The sequence below is a fragment of the Bacillus sp. AL-1R genome (assembly GCF_052180195.1).
In the GTDB taxonomy this organism is placed as follows: domain Bacteria; phylum Bacillota; class Bacilli; order Bacillales; family Bacillaceae_G; genus Gottfriedia.
Genome location: NZ_CP197469.1, coordinates 2,118,307 through 2,137,747, shown reverse-complemented (window position 1 = coordinate 2,137,747; position 19,441 = coordinate 2,118,307). Strand labels below are relative to the sequence as shown.

At 30.6% G+C, this 19,441-nt stretch carries 20 protein-coding genes; 4 read left to right on the top strand and 16 right to left on the bottom strand.

Annotated elements, in window-relative coordinates; translation table 11 throughout:
• Window positions 1–127: 127 nt before the first annotated feature.
• The 3 genes from ACSBO6_RS10020 to ACSBO6_RS10010 all read right to left on the bottom strand — a co-directional run bounded on the left by ACSBO6_RS10020 (window position 128) and on the right by ACSBO6_RS10010 (window position 2,319).
• A complete protein-coding gene (locus tag ACSBO6_RS10020) occupies window positions 128–511 on the bottom strand; it encodes a DnaJ family domain-containing protein (RefSeq protein WP_498844601.1) in 384 nt (127 codons plus the stop codon).
• 217 nt (window positions 512–728) lie between these two features.
• Entirely contained in the window at window positions 729–1,412 is a 684-nt protein-coding gene (locus ACSBO6_RS10015) for a hypothetical protein (protein WP_498844600.1), read from the bottom strand.
• A 424-nt stretch (window positions 1,413–1,836) separates the two neighbouring features.
• The gene (locus ACSBO6_RS10010) at window positions 1,837–2,319 is read right to left on the bottom strand and encodes an AraC family transcriptional regulator (protein ID WP_098846666.1); all 483 of its coding nucleotides are present in this window, start codon (window positions 2,317–2,319) and stop codon (window positions 1,837–1,839) included.
• 197 nt (window positions 2,320–2,516) lie between these two features.
• Here ACSBO6_RS10010 and ACSBO6_RS10005 point away from each other — a divergent pair, with 197 nt between their 5' ends.
• Entirely contained in the window at window positions 2,517–3,287 is a 771-nt protein-coding gene (locus ACSBO6_RS10005) for a HipA family kinase (RefSeq protein ID WP_498844599.1), read from the top strand.
• Window positions 3,288–3,392: 105 nt separating this feature from the next.
• On the opposite strand, the gene ACSBO6_RS10000 is transcribed toward ACSBO6_RS10005, so the two are convergent.
• The 9 genes from ACSBO6_RS10000 to ACSBO6_RS09960 all read right to left on the bottom strand — a co-directional run bounded on the left by ACSBO6_RS10000 (window position 3,393) and on the right by ACSBO6_RS09960 (window position 9,534).
• Complete coding sequence (locus ACSBO6_RS10000) at window positions 3,393–3,824, bottom strand: NUDIX hydrolase (RefSeq protein WP_098846668.1); 432 nt, start codon at window positions 3,822–3,824, stop codon at window positions 3,393–3,395.
• Window positions 3,825–3,916: 92 nt separating this feature from the next.
• Window positions 3,917–4,759 carry a P-loop NTPase family protein gene (locus tag ACSBO6_RS09995; protein ID WP_498844598.1) on the bottom strand — a complete coding sequence of 281 codons (843 nt, stop codon included), beginning with the start codon at window positions 4,757–4,759 and terminating at the stop codon, window positions 3,917–3,919.
• Window positions 4,760–4,905: 146 nt separating this feature from the next.
• Window positions 4,906–5,121, bottom strand: a complete 216-nt coding sequence (locus tag ACSBO6_RS09990; protein ID WP_498844597.1) for a hypothetical protein — start codon at window positions 5,119–5,121, stop codon at window positions 4,906–4,908.
• Between the two features lie 28 nt (window positions 5,122–5,149).
• Complete coding sequence (locus ACSBO6_RS09985; protein WP_098846670.1) at window positions 5,150–5,587, bottom strand: GNAT family N-acetyltransferase; 438 nt, start codon at window positions 5,585–5,587, stop codon at window positions 5,150–5,152.
• A gap of 93 nt (window positions 5,588–5,680) precedes the next feature.
• Window positions 5,681–6,244, bottom strand: coding sequence for a chloramphenicol phosphotransferase CPT family protein (locus tag ACSBO6_RS09980; protein ID WP_498844596.1), 564 nt, complete (start codon window positions 6,242–6,244; stop codon window positions 5,681–5,683).
• Between the two features lie 268 nt (window positions 6,245–6,512).
• Window positions 6,513–6,941, bottom strand: coding sequence for a hypothetical protein (locus tag ACSBO6_RS09975; RefSeq protein ID WP_098846672.1), 429 nt, complete (start codon window positions 6,939–6,941; stop codon window positions 6,513–6,515).
• Window positions 6,942–7,043: 102 nt separating this feature from the next.
• Window positions 7,044–8,102, bottom strand: a complete 1,059-nt coding sequence (locus ACSBO6_RS09970; RefSeq protein WP_498844595.1) for an ABC transporter permease — start codon at window positions 8,100–8,102, stop codon at window positions 7,044–7,046.
• Window positions 8,099–8,977, bottom strand: a complete 879-nt coding sequence (locus ACSBO6_RS09965; RefSeq protein ID WP_498844594.1) for an ABC transporter permease subunit — start codon at window positions 8,975–8,977, stop codon at window positions 8,099–8,101. The genes ACSBO6_RS09970 and ACSBO6_RS09965 overlap by 4 nt, the downstream gene beginning before the upstream one ends.
• A 35-nt stretch (window positions 8,978–9,012) precedes the next feature.
• Entirely contained in the window at window positions 9,013–9,534 is a 522-nt protein-coding gene (locus ACSBO6_RS09960; protein WP_498844593.1) for a hypothetical protein, read from the bottom strand.
• Window positions 9,535–9,740: 206 nt separating this feature from the next.
• On the opposite strand from ACSBO6_RS09960, the gene pepF reads away from it, so the two are divergent.
• The gene (gene pepF / locus ACSBO6_RS09955; protein WP_098846676.1) at window positions 9,741–11,552 is read left to right on the top strand and encodes an oligoendopeptidase F; all 1,812 of its coding nucleotides are present in this window, start codon (window positions 9,741–9,743) and stop codon (window positions 11,550–11,552) included.
• Between the two features lie 67 nt (window positions 11,553–11,619).
• Here pepF and ACSBO6_RS09950 read toward each other — a convergent pair whose 3' ends face one another.
• The 4 genes from ACSBO6_RS09950 to ACSBO6_RS09935 all read right to left on the bottom strand — a co-directional run bounded on the left by ACSBO6_RS09950 (window position 11,620) and on the right by ACSBO6_RS09935 (window position 17,764).
• Window positions 11,620–12,267 carry a nitroreductase family protein gene (locus tag ACSBO6_RS09950; protein ID WP_098846677.1) on the bottom strand — a complete coding sequence of 216 codons (648 nt, stop codon included), beginning with the start codon at window positions 12,265–12,267 and terminating at the stop codon, window positions 11,620–11,622.
• Between the two features lie 14 nt (window positions 12,268–12,281).
• Entirely contained in the window at window positions 12,282–14,114 is a 1,833-nt protein-coding gene (locus ACSBO6_RS09945) for an ABC transporter ATP-binding protein (RefSeq protein ID WP_098846678.1), read from the bottom strand.
• A complete protein-coding gene (locus tag ACSBO6_RS09940) occupies window positions 14,095–15,834 on the bottom strand; it encodes an ABC transporter ATP-binding protein (RefSeq protein ID WP_498844592.1) in 1,740 nt (579 codons plus the stop codon). The genes ACSBO6_RS09945 and ACSBO6_RS09940 overlap by 20 nt, the downstream gene beginning before the upstream one ends.
• A 148-nt stretch (window positions 15,835–15,982) precedes the next feature.
• Complete coding sequence (locus ACSBO6_RS09935) at window positions 15,983–17,764, bottom strand: M3 family oligoendopeptidase (protein WP_098846680.1); 1,782 nt, start codon at window positions 17,762–17,764, stop codon at window positions 15,983–15,985.
• Between the two features lie 611 nt (window positions 17,765–18,375).
• Here ACSBO6_RS09935 and ACSBO6_RS09930 point away from each other — a divergent pair.
• Together ACSBO6_RS09930 and ACSBO6_RS09925 are read left to right on the top strand one after the other, a co-directional pair.
• Entirely contained in the window at window positions 18,376–18,945 is a 570-nt protein-coding gene (locus ACSBO6_RS09930) for a 3D domain-containing protein (RefSeq protein ID WP_098846681.1), read from the top strand.
• Between the two features lie 295 nt (window positions 18,946–19,240).
• Window positions 19,241–19,375, top strand: coding sequence for a hypothetical protein (locus ACSBO6_RS09925; protein WP_498844591.1), 135 nt, complete (start codon window positions 19,241–19,243; stop codon window positions 19,373–19,375).
• Window positions 19,376–19,441: the final 66 nt, after the last annotated feature.

Sequence of the window (19,441 nt, the reverse complement as noted above, 5' to 3'; positions counted from 1 at the left end):
TTTACATTAACATCAATGATCGTTTTTTTCATCGAATACAATCTTAAAGCTACAAAATTAAAAGATGCTTATACCGTCTAAAAAGTATAAACATCGATTTAATAAAATCGTTCATTTTTTCACAAGCTTATTTCCAATAAATCAATTGGTTCTCAAGATTTTCCTTATTTACATAATTTCTCTGCATCGGAAAAGGACAGCCTAGGTTATACTTCTTAATTTCATCATTCACTTCCGAGATCATTTTCGCTATTTCTTTACTATTTTCATTAGAATTTAACTTCTTCAAAATCGTTTCAAGTTTTTCAAATATTTTCTTTTGCTGTATTACCCAATCAGGTTTATAGCCCGATTTCTTAATAACAGTAGTTAATGTAGTTAATAGATCATCTTTTAAAAGCTCTTTCGGTAATGGTTTACCTAATCCAGGTAGATCTTCAAATCCACCTTCTTTTTCATGCCGCTTAACAATCTCACTTAACCAATCTACATATTTCCCATTATTCGCCATCGTTTTAGCCACCTTTTTGGTTAGTCCTATACTATATAGTATTCGGAACTTTTTTTCTATTTCCTTTCTATATTATGCAATCATATGTTTAAAGTAAGTTTGTAACTTAATCCAAATTATGAACTTTTAAAAAAAGAGAAACTAATTAACTAGTTCCTCTTAGATTTACTATGTATTTTTAAAACAAAAATCCTTCGTTTAGGTTAAATGATGAAACTTATGCGCGATGTCTTTGAATAAACACATTCTCTTTATAATTTTTTAACAAGCCTCTTTCTCTCAAATATTCCTTAAAATACAAATTCGCTTCTTTTTGCTCATCATAAGGATTCTTAGAAAGGACAAACCCTAACTTATCTTCTTTTTGAAGTTCAACACCTGACATATATAAATGAATTTTATTTTGTTGATAAATTTCTTTTAACGGTTCCATGAAATGAATTGCGAAAGCAGAAAGTAACTTCATTTCTGCATCAAATGTAAACCTTGTAATATAGGATAAATCCACAAAAATCACGCCAATAAATCCGGTATTTGAAATTTCAGCCCTTATCGTTTTATCATTATTTAAGTGACCAATCTCACGAAGATATTCTATAAAATAAAGAATTCCTTCTTTTTTTTCGAATGGCTTTTTTGATAAAATTAAGCCAATTTTCTTTTCATCACGTAAATATTCACATGTAATATATGCTGGAATACTTTGTTTCTGAAATAATGCACATGCAGCTTGTAATAAACCATTTAATACCTCATGTATAATTAAAGGATGCTTCCTTGTGAAATAATATTGATTTTCTTGTAATTCTTCTAGATCAATAAAACTTGCTCCGATAAAACCTGTATTGGATATAATAGGTGTTTTTGACTTCCTTTTAGTTACTCCATTTCTTTTCATCATGCAAGTTCCTTTCCTTCTAAAATCTATGTGCAGAACACTAGTTCGCATTTTATATTTTAATCATACACAATAAATTTTAAAATGTAAATCTCAAAAATGAAAAAAGGATACGAAAATTTTTCGTATCCTTACAATAATTCATATTAAGATTGGCAGCTTAAGAAACCGTTTCTTCCTCTATTTCTACATAACAATCCATTGTATATACTTCTTTGTCTTCATGATTTCCAAAGTAAATAGTGAAATTCATAGTGTAACACCCTTTCACAAAGGATATAATTTTAATTTATATTCTGTTTCATTATATTCTTATTTCCAAGAAATAACAATAGTTACCTTATATATGAAAGAAGATGTTTAGGTTAATAGAAAATCATTTTAATTTTTTACTAATTTTATCTAGTAATATTCTAAAAAAACTTTTTTAAGTCCGCTTTTTAACTGGTACATATAAATGAACTTTAGCTTTTCCATCTGGATCTTCGGCAGGATTATTCATATTAAATTCTAGATTATAACGATCATAATCAGGTTCAAAATCACTATTGGGTAGCCATTGTTCGTACATATATTGATAAGCGCTATTTAACAAACTAGGAGAATCATAATATTGATACAAAACATACAGCCCACCATCTAATTTTCTAAATTGCATATTTTCATGTTGCTCCTTATCAAAACCTTCAGGAATAGTAACACAGGCATCATGACGACAATTATGACTTTCTACCAATTCTGGATTATCTAAAGAAATTCCAATGAATGATTGATGAGGTGGAAACAGTCCATTATTTATTGCCCAATTTAACAGCTTCTCCCAATGTTTTCCATTTTCATCAAAATATGATCCAACGCGCCTAATATACGCAACTTCATATTCAGGTAGTTCTCTAATTAAAATATTCATTTTCTCAACTCCTAATTAGTAATAAAGTCCTCTATTCTATATTTAGATTCAAAATTGTTTTCTTACAATAAGGAAAATAAACCGACAATGATCATGCTCATTGAAAACATTGTTTATTAATTCTTTTGTCCAATACCTTTCTTTTCAATGGAATATATTAATACGTACTAAATTAAAAGGAGGACTTAGTTAAAACATTGAACGTACCAATAAGTTATTTAGAAACATTGCAAGGTAAAGCTGCACATTTATTTTTGTTTAGTAATGGTAAACGTTATGCAGTTAAATGTAAAAATAATTTCCATGGAACAAGGGAGCTTGTTAACGAATATGTTGTCGGTAAATTAGGTCAACTGCTTAATTTGCCTATTGTACCATTTGAAATTGTAAATATGTCTGAAAAGGAAATTCAACAAATACCAAAGAAATTTTCTTCTCAATATCAGCCTGGTAGCCAGTTTGCTAGTCTTTTTATTGAAAACTGTACTGGCCTTGCGAAAAAACCTCCTCATCCGACGATAAACGAGATAAATAATCCTGATGTACTGGCTGGAATTCTTGTTTTCGATTATTGGGTGCATGGTTCAGACCGTACTAAAAGTAATATTCTATTAAAACGACAACCAGATGGAAAAATTGATATTTTTATGATTGATCATGGAAAATGTTTTCCAGGAGGATACAAATGGAATAAAGAAAAGCTACAAAAATCCAAAAAGTTTAAAAAGGATTCAGTCGTTCATATTTGGACGGTCGACATATTAAATGACTTAAACATCATAGCGTCTTATATTGAAAAAATACAGGCATTAAAAGAAGATTCAATCGTAGAAGTGATCCAAAATATCCCTGTAGACTGGAATGTTACACACGAAGAAAAAGAAGCCCTTTTTAATTATCTTAAAGAACGCAAAAAAACTCTTGCTGATTCAGTTTATACATTTATAAAAAAATATTCGGACGAATGACGCACGAAGTTATTTATTATTTGCTTAAAAAAATTGATTAAATACTATTGGAAACCCAAAAATTAAGAGAAAGTTCTATAAACTAAATCATTGTATTCAAGGATATTAAAACTCTATATAAAAGGGATGTTTTTCTTCATTCAAACAATATTCAATTCGCTGCTTGAAATTGTTCCAAGTTACCATCAATAAAGCTTCCTCAATAGGAAAATAGCCCACTTCTATACTTTCTGAAGAAGTTGTCAACTTTCCCCCAATTGGTTTAGCTAAAAATAAAGTGTTACAAATAGAAGCAGCGACATTTTGAAATACTCCACAAAATTTCAAAACTTCGATATCAATTCCACTTTCTTCTTTTGTTTCCCTAATTGCAGCTTCCTTCAAGGATTCTCCTTCTTCAACTTGCCCACCTGGCATTTCCCAACCTCGACGTGGACCTTTAATTAATAAAATTTGATTTTGTTCATTCATTACAACTGTCGCAGCTGAAATGATATGTTTGGGTGGCAAGTAAATTTCCTTAGACTGCAAAATAATTCCCCTTTCTATACTAATAAATAAATCTTTTTATTTATTCAATTTAACTTGTGGTATAGGTGAACTAAAAAGCCAAATATAGAACATCTGTACTATAATTTCAATTTATGTAAGATATTTTTTTTGTGAGAATCAAAGTCAAACTCAGAATTATCGACTTTGAACTTTTTCATTTTGATTATGTCAAAAATTTTAGATTCCAATTGCCTTCTTGATTCTAGAACAGTTAATGTTCCTTCCAACCCATTGACTCCATGAAATTTTCCATAGACTTGGTTATTGTAATAATCTAAAAAACTAGTGAACCACTCTTTTGATCTTTCTTGAATAGCCTTTTTAAATGACTTTTGGATATCTTTTTGTTCTACGTAAATAAGAATTGGGTTTAATGGTTCAATAATGCTAGCTAATCGATTGACAAAGCTCATTACAATCTCATCAGAAGCTCCATATTTTACCATTCCTATTGTTACAGGATTTTGAATGAAACAGCATTCAAAAATATAAGTATCCTCGCTATTTACAGCTTTTTCACAAAAACTTTTCCATTTTTCAGTGATTAATTCAATATGTTTATCTAGTGGAAGTTCATAAATATCTTTATCCCACAATTTTTTCTCAAGAGGTTCTGGCAATGGTAAATCTCCCAATCCCTTTCGTAGTCTATACGAAGATAGAAAATATCCATTCGCTTGCTCTTCTGTATGCTTAATTAGTAATTCCTTAAAATCATTAAACTGGTCTAATATATGATTAAATTCCTCTTTTGTAAAATAAGAAATAGCATCATAATCAGCGGGGTGATCTTTGTTCCCCTCTAAAAACAACTGAGTATTAATATTCATTTCACTAAGGATATCATTCGTCAGTTGGGCTGTCGTCGATTTACCAGACCCAGGCAAACCTTCAACTAAAATTAATTTTGTATTTGCCAATTCCAATCACCTTTCTTCCACCAACTAAATAATCAATCTATGTTTCTATTCAACAACCATTAATACTTTTCCTTTTTATAGCATTAAACAGTATTTAGCTCCAATGCTACTTCATCTGATTATAAAAATTTTAAGGAAAAGATATTTTAATCTAGTATGTTTATCATTGGTGTTTGTTCTAGTGGATTCTTTTCAAAATACTCCTGTTGTAGAATCCCATAGATTCCACACTCCTTATATTGATTATTTTTTCGAACCATATGCCTAATAATGCCTCCGCTTTTCATCCCTACTTTTAACAAAATTTTACCACATGCAGGTTTATCAATATTATGTGTCGCTGATATTTTATGAATATTCATAAAACGGAATGCAAATTCAACAACTGCATTAAATTGATCTACCCATTGTAAGGGTTCTATTTATGAATCCTAACTTTTCATATAGTTTAATAGCGTGATTACCTGCATATACATTTAAACGAACTTCTGAATATCCATCCTGTTTAAGATGTTCCATACCCGATTCGATCAATCGTTTTGAAATTCCATTCCCTCTAAATTCTTCTAAAACATATAATTCGTAAATAAAACCATATTTCTTTTCAGTTAATTGGTCTTTACTCGTTCCAATAAGAATCCAACCAAGCAAAATATCCTCTTTTTTTGCTATTAAATAGTAACATCCTTTCTGCAGAAGAGGATCAATAAGTTGTTTGATTTTTTCATCCGTTGGTATTACTTCACCTAATGTACCCTCGAATAAGGCTTTTGGAGAAAGTGATAAGATCATTCTATACTCCGAATCGTTTGGTTTTCTTATGTCCATAAATGCTGTTCTCCCCTATCATTTTTTACAAAAAATAAAATTCATTCTCTTTTTATCAGCTTTAGAGTTCGTAATGAGCAATTGTTTTTTGAATTATTTATCTTTACTTTGCACGAATTGAAATTTTTCATATGATTTTTTAAAACCATTAAGCGGTGTACTACTATTCAATCTGTCTTTAATATCTTTTGCACATTCATGCATAGTTTTTGTATAGGTGTTAACTTCTACGTCATAAATTTCGTTTTTATGTACAAATGTGAGCTGAGAGATTGCTAGACCAATTTTGCGGTCGCCTCTTGATTGTTCTCTCCGATTAAGCTCATCCTTTTGACAATGCACTCCCACAAGTAATATAGGATATGATTTTAGATTTTCATAGAATATTTGTAATGTTGTATGGTCATGCAGAATCTGATCAAGAATTAAATTAACACCTCGATCTGCAAACAATGCAACATTTTTATAATAAAAATATTCTGTTTCAATTGGAATTAACCTCTGTCTACCTCTTTCTTCCATCTTTTCTATAACTAAATCATAATCATCAATGCTAAAAGCAAAAAAGTTAGGTAGTAACTTAGTTAACTCCTTAGCTAAAGTTGATTTTCCTGAACTTGAAACACCGTTTAGTACAATGATCGTACCTTTTTCCATCTTTTTCCATCTTTTTCTCCTTTTATATAAATACTTATCGTAAATTGTGAGAATTTTCCTTCTTATTACATTCTAGCAGTATAAGTATAAATTTTGTATAAATTCTTAGTGCCGATTTGTAAGACCATTCGTAACAAAAATTCTTGTAAAACTTTTCAATCATTTTGGCACAGAAAAACGCTTGAATCTTTTGGATGACTCGAAGCGTTCTATGATTTATTTTGTTGAAAAGAACCAGGACCCATTACTCATTAATCCCCATACAACATTAATGATATTGAAACCAAGGAATCCAGCCTTTTTTTAGTTCTTTTACAATATATATTTCTCCAAGAGATGCACTTTGTGCTGGCAAAAGCTTTGGAAATCTTAATCTAACAAACCAAGAGTAATTAGCCACTTTTTTACCACAAAATGTTACTGCTATACCATAGTAGTTTTTCTCAAATCCAGTCAAACTAGAAGCAGGTTCAATTTTCTCAATTTGCCATTCATTATAATTAGGATCTGTTCCATATACTTTAGGGATTATTTTACTCAAAGCACTTATTAATTCTTTTTTATCTTTACTATTAGGCTTTACTAAATTCTCGGTTTGAGGACATTTTGGATTTGCGATACTTGTAATACTTTCACTGAAAACGGCGTTTGGGATGGTAAATAATAGGATTAATGTTACAATTAATATTCTTTTCATCAATTCACCTCAATACAATTATTCCCTAAATAGTAGAATACCTTCCCAAAACCAAAAATAAAAACCTTTATTCTCTATTTAGAACAAAGGTTTTCGATTGCTTTATAATCTTGTTAGAAGCTTTCCACTTGATTTAGACTCTTCATCTACTATACTACTAACTTCATTTAATTTTTCCTTCTTCACAAAATCAAAATCATTAAATCCTTGATATGACCCTTCGTTTGTTATAAGTTGCTTCTTTTTTTGCCCAGTTTGATTTTCAATTAAGCGCTCAATGCCCAATTTAATAAGGTTAAAAGCAAATATTGATACAACAAAAGCTATACTCGGTCCGATGATTACCCATGAATCAATCGATAACTCGATGTAATTAGCACCAATCATTGCTGACCATTCATTAGCTTCTGACATCGGGCGATCGACTCCAATATCTAAATAAAGAACTTTAACACCACCAATAAATAGTTTAAAAACGCCTAATTGGGTTAGTAAAAATAAAGTTTGAATAGTTTGTTGTACAAATAATAAAAGAATACGGCTTCGTAAATATGGTATAACATGTTTACGACGGATCCAGCCATTTCTTGCACCAATGATTCTAGAACTAGTAATGAAATCATTTTTTAAAAAAGCTCTAACTTCATCACCGATTGAATTCATCAATACAGGTATCGAAATAATGATTAGTAAAGATATTTGTAGGGCAATTGTTTTTTCTTTTGCAGCTTCCGGAACGTAATTTAATTTCTCAAAAAATGGAAAAATAATGATTACAGCAGGGACAAAACGAAAAGCATTCAAAATTGGTTCAATAATTTTTAATAATCTTTGATTCATAAATCCGAAAAATGTGCCTAATAAACCGCCAAATATGACTCTCATTAATCCGACAACTATGGCGATGGATAAAGTGTATTTAGCACCATCAATTACCATCCAAAATACATCTCTTCCAAATCGGTCAACACCAAAAAGATATTTCCAACTTGGTGGATAACCATATGTATCAATCAATTTACCTTCTGCATTATATAACAAAGCAGGGGCTGGTTTTATCGTATCCTTAATAAAGTAAGTATAAATAAAACTAAAGGTGATTAAGCCAAGTATGATAAAGCTTCCTATTATGATTGGCAAATACTTTTTAAGATTGATCATACAGCTTGTCCCCCTTTCATTCTATTAACTATCTGTTTAAACAGAATCTCAAGAAAAAAGAACGGGATAAATAGTAAAACTAGCGCCATAAAAAAGATTTCTGGTGAACTACTATTATTAAATAAAAATGAAAAATAGCCCTTCATATTAAAGAACTTTTCTACTATTAACAAATTTGAAATCATCATCCAAAATATTAGCTTCGTATTACTTAATAAAGTAATCGTAACATTCCGCAATATATGACGGATCATAATCCAAGAATTAGAAAGACCCTTTGCTTTTGCGTACTCAACATAATCTCTAATTTTTTCTTCCTGTATTGCTAGAAATAACATTTGGAAAAGTTGAATCGTTGGAATAATCGATACAAGGAAGATCGGTAATGCGTAAGCTTTGGATTCAAAGCCACTGATTGGATCCACAATTTTAACGCCAGTTTTATTAAAAATCCATAAAAAGAAAATTTGAAAAGCACAAATCATTACTACATCTGGTATAGATTGCAAGAAAAATAGGATACTATTCATCCCTTTTCTAAATGACTTTGGGCCTATATTTACTAGATAAGAAATTAATAAAGCGACGAAAATTGAGAGTATAAATGATGAAAAAAGAATCGTAAAAGAATAAATATATGGCTCTAAAAATACAGAAGAAAAAGGAACATATTGAAATTCTTTTAAGTAAACTTCTAAGTTATCGAAGTAAAAAAAACTCCAAAAAAAGATTTGTAATTGATTCCAAAACTCAGCCAGTCGCTCTCCTTTTGGTAAAAATAGGGTAAAAGAAGTAGCTGTAATTAGACCAATTCCGAATACAGTTAAACAAAACTGAAAAAGATATTTAGATATAATTCTACTTGTTTGTATCATGATTTATACACAATCTTATTAAGTCTTATTGTGTATTACTTCCCCTCCTTTTCTTGCTTGATCTTGTCTTTACTAAATACTAAAAATCCTCCATCACTTAATTTACCGAATTTCCAAAATGTCCCGTATTGTTTAATATACATATATTTTTTGTTATTCTTTTTCCCTACTCTATAACCTTCTGTAGTGGGTCTAATATTTTCTCCGTATTTCCCAAATTTTTCTTGAATCTTTTTTGGTTGTTCTTCAGGCTTAAATAATAAGAAGCCAGTTAAGTTTCTATTTTTTGAGTCTAATAAAATCTTCTTATTTGCAGTGCCATTTTCATCCGTTTTTATAGTAGTTTCGTAGATTACTTTCTTTGTATCATCATCTTTAAACAGAATATTAAATTTAGCATTTTTAGGAAGTGATGATTCGATTTTAATCCCAATCGTTTTTAAATCAAAAGTACCTTGTCCTTTAATCGCTAAATTTTGAGGAGGTTTTTTAATTGTACATGCTGATAGTGCAACAGTTGTCAAAGTTAGTAAACAGACCATTTTAAGTTTTTTCATTCGCTCTAAAAAAACTCCTTTCTATGGAATAAAATTAATTCTAAATATTGAAATTTTTAACCAAATTCAATTAATTTTATCAAAATAATGACGGATTGTGCAGTTTAATTGTTAAAATTTTCAATTTTATCGAATAATTTCACCATTAAACTGTTTTTATACAGTATAATAGACTCGTACCAACTACTACTAAAGGAGGCAATTTGATGGAAAAAATGTTAGTAAAACGTTTAACACGTGCTGAAGTTCCAACAGAAATGACGTGGAAATTAGAGGACCTATATCCGACTCGTGCAGAGTGGCTACTTGCTTTAGAACTTATTGAAAATGATTTAGTAGAGGCGAAATCGTTGAAAGGTTCTGTTCTTAAGTCTGCGGAATCTTTAAAAAAAGCATTATTAACTTATGAATCGATTATGCTTCAATTAATTCGTTGTGGTACATATGTAAGCTTGCGTCAGTCTGGAGATGGTTCAGATTCTCAAAATCAATCTGATAGTCTACAATTTTCAAGCTTAAGTACAAAAGTAAATACTACTTTAACATTTATTCAGTCAGAGCTTTTACATTTAAATAATGAAATGTTAGAAGTATTTATTAAGGAAGAAAATGAAATTGAGGTTTTTAAATTATTATTAGAAGAAATTATTGCATCTAAAAAACATCGATTACTCCCTGAAACTGAAGAGGTTTTAGCTGCACTTGGTGAAGTTACCTCTGCCCCATATCGAATTTACCAAACAAGTAAGGCTGCTGATTTAAAATTCGATTCCTTTGAAGATGAAAATGGAAAAGAATTAGAAAATTCCTTTGCCATGTTTGAAAACTTATATGAATTCTCACCAAATCGAACAGTACGTAAACAAGCGTATGAATCTTTTACAAAAACACTTACTCAATACAAAAATACATATGCTTCGATATATGCCACACAAGTTAAAAAGGAAGTTGCTTTAAGTAAATTAAGGAATTATGATTCTGTTACACAAATGCTACTTGAAGATCATAAAGTATCTTTAGACATGTATCATAATCAATTAAATATCATCTTTAAGGAACTCGCTCCACATATGCGTAGACTAGCTAACTTAAAGAAAAAGCAACTTGGACTTGATACGATTCATTTCTATGACTTAAAAGCTCCTCTAGATCCAGATTTTAACCCAAGCACTACTTATGAAGAAGCAAAAGAAACGATTTTAAAATCACTAGAAATTATGGGACCTGATTATGTTTCCATTATGGAAAAAGCGTTTGATGAGCGCTGGATTGATTATTCCGATAATATCGGTAAATCAACAGGTGCATTTTGCTCTAGTCCGTACGGTGTGCATCCTTATATTTTAATTAGTTGGCAAGATACTATGAGAAATGCATTTGTACTTGCTCATGAGCTTGGACATGCTGGTCATTTTTATTATGCAAATAAATATCAACGAGTTGTAAATACTCGCCCATCTATGTATTTCGTAGAAGCTCCATCAACATTTAACGAAATGTTATTAGGCCAATATTTATTAAAACAAACGAATGATCCAAAAATGAAGCGCTGGGTCATCCTTCAATTATTAGGTACTTATTATCATAATTTTGTAACTCATTTACTTGAAGGTGAGTTCCAAAGAAGAGTATATGAACTTGCCGAAAAAGGTACGCCTCTTACAGCGACATCATTCTGTGAAGTTAAAGGGAATGTTTTAAAAGAATTTTGGGGTGATTCTGTTGAACTAGATGAAGGTGCAAGTTTAACTTGGATGCGCCAGCCGCACTATTATATGGGTCTTTATCCATATACTTATTCTGCTGGATTAACTGCATCTACCGCTATTTCACGAAGAATTGCAAAAGAGGGTCAGCCTGTTATTGATGCATGGATTGAAGTATTAAAAACAGGTGGATCAAAAAAACCAGTTGACCTATTAAAAATGGCTGGTGTTGATTTAACAACAAGTGCACCAATAAAAGAAGCTGTTGAATATGTCGGTTCATTAGTTACTGAATTAGAGTCACTTTTCTAATTACATTTTGAGATTCTTTTGTAAAACAAAAAAGCCCACGAATATTTTTCGTGGGCTACTTTATTTATTAATCTACGTAACGAATAATGTCTGAAACTTCTTTACGTGCAAGTTTTTTTGCTGGTTCAGAAGGATATCCAAGTGAAATGACCATGTTAATTTCGCGGTCTTCTTCGATTTCTAAATACGTTCTAAGTTTATCTTGAGCTAATAGGACTGGACCTGTCATTGGACATGTTCCTAAACCTAATGCATGTGCTGCTAACATTAAGTTTTGTGATGCTAAGCAACTACTTTTAATTCCTTCTTCTTTCCAAACTTCATTTTCAACAAAGCCAATTGGATCAAATATTTTTGTTCTGAATTTTGATTCATAAGGTGTTGCTAAACAAATAATTAAAACTGGTGCATCTCTAAATGCTGTTGCATAAGGACCAAAAGAGCGAACTAATAATTTACCTTCTTTTTCTAATCCTTTTTCTTTTGCTTTTTCAGCTACTTCATGTAGTGAATCCCATGTCATCTCTTCAATTTTTTTAATTTTGTCAGTGTTTTTAATAATGATAAACTCCCAAGTTTGTGAGTTTGTATCACTTGGAGCATAACGTGCGCAGTCGATAACTTCTTCAATTATTTCATTTGAAACTGCTTGATCAGTAAATTTTCGAATACTTCTTCTTCCGTGAATAATTTCTTTAAATGAATTGTAATCCATGCTTCCACCCTTTATTATATATGCTGATCTTCATTCATCCCCTGATGTTTTACTAATTCATAGTAAAAACCTTGTTTATCAATTAGTTCTTCATGTGAACCTCTCTCTATACACATTCCATTTTTCAAAACAAGTATTTGATTAGCATTTTTAATTGTATTAAGTCGATGAGCAATCACAAAGCTTGTTCGGCCTTGCATTAGTCTTTGTAAAGCTTCTTGAATTTTAATTTCAGTAATTGTATCAATGCTACTTGTTGCTTCATCTAAAATTAAAATTGCGGGATTTGCTAGAATTGCTCGAGCAATTGAGAGAAGTTGCTTTTGACCTTGACTAATTTGCTGATCATCTTGTTGTAAAATTGTATCATATCCTTTTGTAGTTTTCATAATAAAACTATGTGCATTGGCAAGTTTTGCAGCCTCTTCTACTTCTTCATCTGTTGCATCTAAACGACCATATCGAATATTTTCTCGAATTGTTCCTTTAAATAAAAATGAATCTTGTAAAACAAATGCCATTTGCTGTCTCAAGTTTTTTCTAGAATATTGTCCAATACTTACACCATCTATGAGTATATCACCACTATTGATTTGATAAAAGCGTGAAAGTAAATTTACGACTGTTGTTTTACCTGCACCAGTTGGCCCAATTAATGCGATTGTTTCACCTTGTGATACTTTGAATGAAACATTTGTTAATGTATTTGTATCTTTCCCATATGAAAAATTAACATTTTTATATTCAACTTCACCTTGAATAACTTTTTCATCGTTAATAATGTGGGATTCATCAATTGCTTCAATATCTTCATCGATGATTGAGAATACTCTCTCAGCACCAGCGATTGCAGAAAGTAATGTATTAAACTGATTTGATAAATCATTTAGTGGTCGTGTAAATTGTCTTGAATACTCCGTAAAAACAACAATTGTACCAATAGAGATATGTCCTTTATAGGCAAAGTAACCACCAATCCCTGCGATGATTGCATAACTTACATTGTTTAATACATTCATAAATTTAGGAATAAATCCGGCAAAGATAAATGCCCAGAATCCTGAGTTTTTCAATTTTTCATTTTTATTTAAAAAATCTCGAATCATTTTATCTTCTTGAGAAAAAGTCTTGATGATTCTCTGTCCGGAAACTGTTTCTTCAATAAAGCCATTTAACTCGCCTAGGTTACGTTGTTGGATTTTATAAAGCTGGCCAGTTCGGTGCGTAATCCATTTTATTCCAATTATTAAAACTGGTACAATTGATAAAGTCAATAAAGTTAAGATTGGACTATACCAAAGCATCACTGAAATCGTACCAATTAAAGTTAAAACACTTGAAAATACTTGAATCACTGAAGTATTTAAAGTCGAACTTACATTTTCCAAGTCATTTGTTACGCGGCTCATTAATTCTCCATGTTGTCTTTTTTCAAAAAATGACATAGGTAATTTATGAAACATATTAAATAGTTCTGTTCTCATTTTAGTTACAGTGTTTTGAGCAATATCGATCATCCAAAAATTTTGTAAAAACAATGATGCTGAATAACCTAAGTAAATAAACACTAAAGCAACGATTAACAAACTTAAACCACTTAAATTATTTTTTAAAATATAATGGTCGATTGAATAACCAACTAGTACTGGTCCTAATAAACCGAGTACGGAGCTTGCTAAAACCATTAAAAGAACGAAAGCTAATTTCCCTTTCATTAATGCTAGGTAAGACCATATTCTTTTCAATGTTGAGGAAACATTATCTGCTCTAGCAGCATCTTTTTTCTTCTTATTCTTTGATAATTGTAAATGCTTATATCGGAAGGGTTTAGTTAGCTCCTTTAACATGATGAATTTCCTCCTTCCCATATTGAGAATAGTAGATTGCTTTATATAGTTTTGAATCTTTTAATAAAGATTCATGTGTGCCCTCTTCTACAAGTTCACCTTCATCTATAATTAATATTTTATCTGCATTTTTAGCAGTGCTGATTTTTTGAGTGATGATTAGTGTCGTACACTCGTAATTTTTTAAAGCTTCAATCAAACTAGCTTCAGTTTTTAGATCTAATGCACTCGTACTATCATCAAGTAATAAGATACTAGGATTTCGAAGGATTGCTCTTGCAATAGAAAGTCTTTGTTTTTGACCACCTGATAGGTTAACACCTTTTTGACCTATTAAACTTTCATATCCATCAGGAAAACTCAAAATTGAATCGTGAATTTGCGCATGTTTAGCAGCTAAATAAACTTCCTCATCGGTTGCATTTTCTCGACCCATTAGTAAGTTTTCTTTAATTGTTCCTGTAAAGAGGAGCGCTTCTTGCGGTACATATCCAATCTGTCCTCTTAGTTGCTTACTGTTTATTTTTCGGATATCTTGATCATCAATTAATATTGTTCCAGATTGAACATCGTATAAACGAGGGATTAATTGAAATAAAGATGTTTTTCCAGAACCTGTTGAACCAAGTATCGCAATTGTTTGTTCTGGGTATGCAACAAATGAAATATTTTTTAACACTTCTTTTTCAGAATTCGGATAACTGAAAGAAACTTGATGGAATTGAATTTTTCCTTCTAATCGATTTGCTAGATGGTTCCCTTCATTTTTTTCTACGAAGTCTTCTTCAATCGTTAATATTTCATCGATTCGTTCAGAAGAAGCTCTCATTCTTGAAAACGCACTAATAATAAATGAAAAAACAGTAAATGATGAAGTAATTCGAGAAATATAATTTACGATTGCAACAATATCTCCTATATTTGTTTCATGTGAATGTACTTTACTATTCCCAAACCACAAGACAATTAATATGGCAGCATTCATAAATAGAAGCATGACTGGCATCGTAATTTCCATTGTTCTCAGAGCAATAGAAGTTTTTTGTTTTAAATTTTGATTTATCTGTTTAAATCGATTATTTTCATGGTCATTTCGTACAAAGGCTTTAATTAATTTCATTCCGACTAAATTTTCTCTTAGCACACTATTTACAATATCCACATTATCCTGGACCGTCTTAAAAAGCCTTCTACCTTTTTTAACCATCCAATTTAGGAACATAAACAAGAAAGGTAAAATTAAAAATAGAATAAATGAAAGTTTCCAATTTAAAATTAATGCCATTACGACACTACCAGTTACGATTAATGGCGCTCTCAAAATAATCCTTAAACTCATAAATACTGCACTTTGTAATTGTGATACGTCATTTGTCAATCTAGTAATAATGGATGAAGTTGGTATATAACTAAATGTCGTAAAAGAAAAAGTTTGCACTTTCTCAAATAGTGTTTTCCTTAACGTAAATGAATAGCTTTGAGCAATATGTGTAGCATAAAATGTATTCATTACTCCTCCAATAAATGCAACGATCGATAGTACGATCATGACAATTCCCCATTTTGTAACATAAGCCATGTCTTTTTGAACGATTCCATTATTAATGATATTAGATAGAATATATGGTTGAAATAATTCAACTACTAGTTCTAAAAATAAAAAGAAGATTGCCGCAAAAATTGTTATTTTATAAGGTTTTAAAAATTTAAAACTATTCACTTTAGTCACTCCCCTACTAAAGAGGTAATGATTAAAAACCCCTCCGTATTTTTTTATCTTTTTTTAATAAATCTACAATAATCTTAATAAAGTCAATTAAAACAGGAAAAGAACTCGTAATTAAACGAGTCCTCCTCATAAAAAGTTATCATTCGGTGATCGATAAAAATTCCTCAACGTCTTTAAGAGATAGTTTTACCGCCTTCTCCCAAAAATCGCGTTTTGTTAAATCGACACCTAAATGTTTTTGAGCTAATTCTTCAACTGTCATAGAAGCTGTATCTTTTAAAAGAGCAATATATTTCTGTTCATAGCTCTTACCTTCTTCCAGTGCTTTTGCATAAATTCCTAATGAGAATAAGTATCCAAAAGTGTATGGGAAGTTATAAAACGGCACACTTGTGATATAAAAGTGAAGTTTTGATGCCCAGAAATGTGGATGATACTCTTCTAAAGCCCCACAATACGCTTCTTTTTGAGCTTCTTCCATCAATTCATTTATTTTATTTTTACTTACAACACCATTTTTACGCTCTTCGTAAAAACGTGTTTCAAACAAGAAACGAGCATGAATATTCATATAAAATGCTACACTACGTTGTATTTTGTCTTCCAGTAGAGCTAAACGCTCTTGATCAGAACTCGCATTTTTAACAGCAGCATCAGCTACAATCATTTCTGCAAATGTAGAAGCTGTTTCGGCAACATTCATTGCATAATACTTATTAAGCGTATGAACATCCTTCATCGCAAATGAATGGAAAGCATGACCTAATTCATGTGCTAATGTTGAAACATTCGAAGGTGTACCTGAATATGTCATGAATATACGAGATTGACTACTTTCAGGAAATCCTGTACAGAAACCGCCTGGACGTTTTCCTGCACGATCCTCTGCTTCAATCCAAGAGTCTTCGAAAGCCATCTTTGTAAAACTAGTTAATTCATCACCAAATTTACCAAATTGATTTAATATAAATTCTGCACCTTCAGAATATGAAACCGAGGAATCAATATCAGCAACAGGCGCATCTAAATCATACCAACTTAATTTCTCTACGCCTAGTAATTTAGCTTTTCTCTCTAAATAATCAACAAATGGAGCCTTATTGTCGATGATTGCACCCCACATTGAATCAAGTGTTTCTTGACTCATACGATTGATCGATAATGGTTCTTTTAATACATTATTCCATCCACGTTGTCCGTATACACTTAAACGAAAACCTGCAAGATGGTTTAAGATTTTAGCGAAATAATCTGACTCCTCACCCCATGTTTCTTCCCATTTCTCAAAAATCTCTTTACGCACATTGCGATCTTTTGAAGAAAAGAGATTTGAAGCTTGACCAACAGATAAAACTTTATCATCATGTTCAATCTGCATTTTCCCTACAACAGTATCGTACATTTGGCCCCAACCATGATATCCATCAACTGAAAGAGCAGTAATTAATGCCTCTTGATCAACTGATAATAATTCACTAGCTTTTTGACGACGCTCGTTTAATGCGAAAGAAATTTCCTTAAATTCATCAGTTTCTAACATATCTTTCCAAACAGAATCTTCAATTTTAGTTAATTGATTATGGAATTTTGTTAAGGAAGTAGAAAATGTTGCATAAAGCTGCGTTAAAGTTCCTCTTAATAAATTAGCCTTTTGATCAGCCATATTTTGAGCTTGTAAACAACTAACAAACCCACCAGCTTGTGATAATTTTTTACCTATTACTTCAATATTACCTATGATATCAGCTAATTCCTCGATTTCATCACTACTTTTAGGTGCAGAAAACAAAGAAACTTTTCTTTCTAATCTTTCTACTAAACTAGTAATTTCATTTATGTATGTTGCGAATGCAGGAGATTCACTGCCTCCTTTAAAGAAAACATCTAAATCCCATGTAAGTGAATATGTATTAGTTGACATACGACCCCACCTTTTGGTTTTATAAGTACATTTTTTATTATACATTATTCAAAATATTTAGTCTAATCATACTACTTTTAACAATATTAAAATCCTACACAAGCTTGTTGAAATATGCTGAAATCGTACATTTTGTCTACTATGAAAGAAGAATGGTATGTTTGTTTCTGATGAAAGTTGTCTTTAGTAAATTTTAGTAATACATAAATCTAATTTCATGGCTGAAAAACTTTATCAAATATTACAAAACCGCACGAATTGTTACATTGTTTTTTAATTTCAAATTAAGATAACTCATAATTTTGTGGAAAAAAATTCGTTTTTCTAAACTTTTAAATACATAATTGAAAATTTTTTACTGTTTAACTTTCCCCATTCACCATATCATTTCAACTCTCTAACCCAATAAAATCAAGCATCCTAGTTCATATTTAGGGGATCGACATTTTAAATTGGAACCATGTCGAAATAACCTGTAACAATTATGCAGAATTTATAGAAAATTATAAAAATAAGTAATATATTTGTAATATAAAATAAAACCACTGAAATCTTATTGTCATATTGCCATGGTAAAGTATTATACATAGAAGATGAACAGGAGCGGAAATATGAAAAAATTAATGACATGTTTTGTTACTACTGTTATTCTAACAATGGGATTTACGACAAATACATATGCAGCAACTTATAAAGTTAAATCTGGGGATACTTTATCTGCTATCGCAAAAAAACAAAAGGTAACAGTTTCTCAAATCAAATCTTGGAATCATTTAAAATCAGACCTTATTAGAGTAAATCAAGTATTGCAAATTAAACCTGCAACTAAGAAAACAACGACTAAAAAATCAACAGCTAAAAAAACAACGGCTAAAGCTGCTAAACCTTATAAAGTAATTAAAATGAAAGCTACAGCTTACACTGGTAGCTGCAAAGGATGTAGTGGTATAACAGCTACTGGCATAAATTTAAAAAAGAATCCAAAAGCAAAAGTTATTTCTGTGGATCCAAAAGTTATTCCACTAGGCTCTAAAGTATATGTTGAAGGTTATGGCTATGCCATTGCTGGAGATACTGGCGGTTCACTAAAAGGAAATAAAATTGATGTATTTATCCCAAGTCAGAAAAATGCCCTAAAATGGGGAGTTAAAACAGTTACTGTAAAAGTTTATAAAAAATAAGACGAGCCGTTCTATGGGCTCGTTTTTCTATTTCTAATTACATTCTGATCTAAATCATATCAAAATTCATTTCTCTTTTCTTCATTTCATTGAATTTCTAACTTCTTTTTTTCGATTAATTTGCAATATATTTTCTATGTGAAATTTCCAATTTATTTTATCCCCTATTCCTAATCTTACCAATAATTTTATCTATTTTTAGCTTCATTTTAATTACAAAAACTTTATCTAGCATATTTTCCGTATAAGTAATAAATAATAAGATTAACTATTATATTTCGGAGATGAAGCTAAAATGAATGATAAACGTTTTACGATAACTGGAACCGACATAGATGAAGTGAAAAGAAAAAATGCACATTCTGGTTTAACCTATAATCAAGTTAAGCAATTACTTGCTGAAAAATATCGAAAAGAAAGGGAAAAATAAAATCTATTAATATTTGTACATTAATAGAAATTATTTGTAACTCCTCTTTAAAATAATAAACCACTC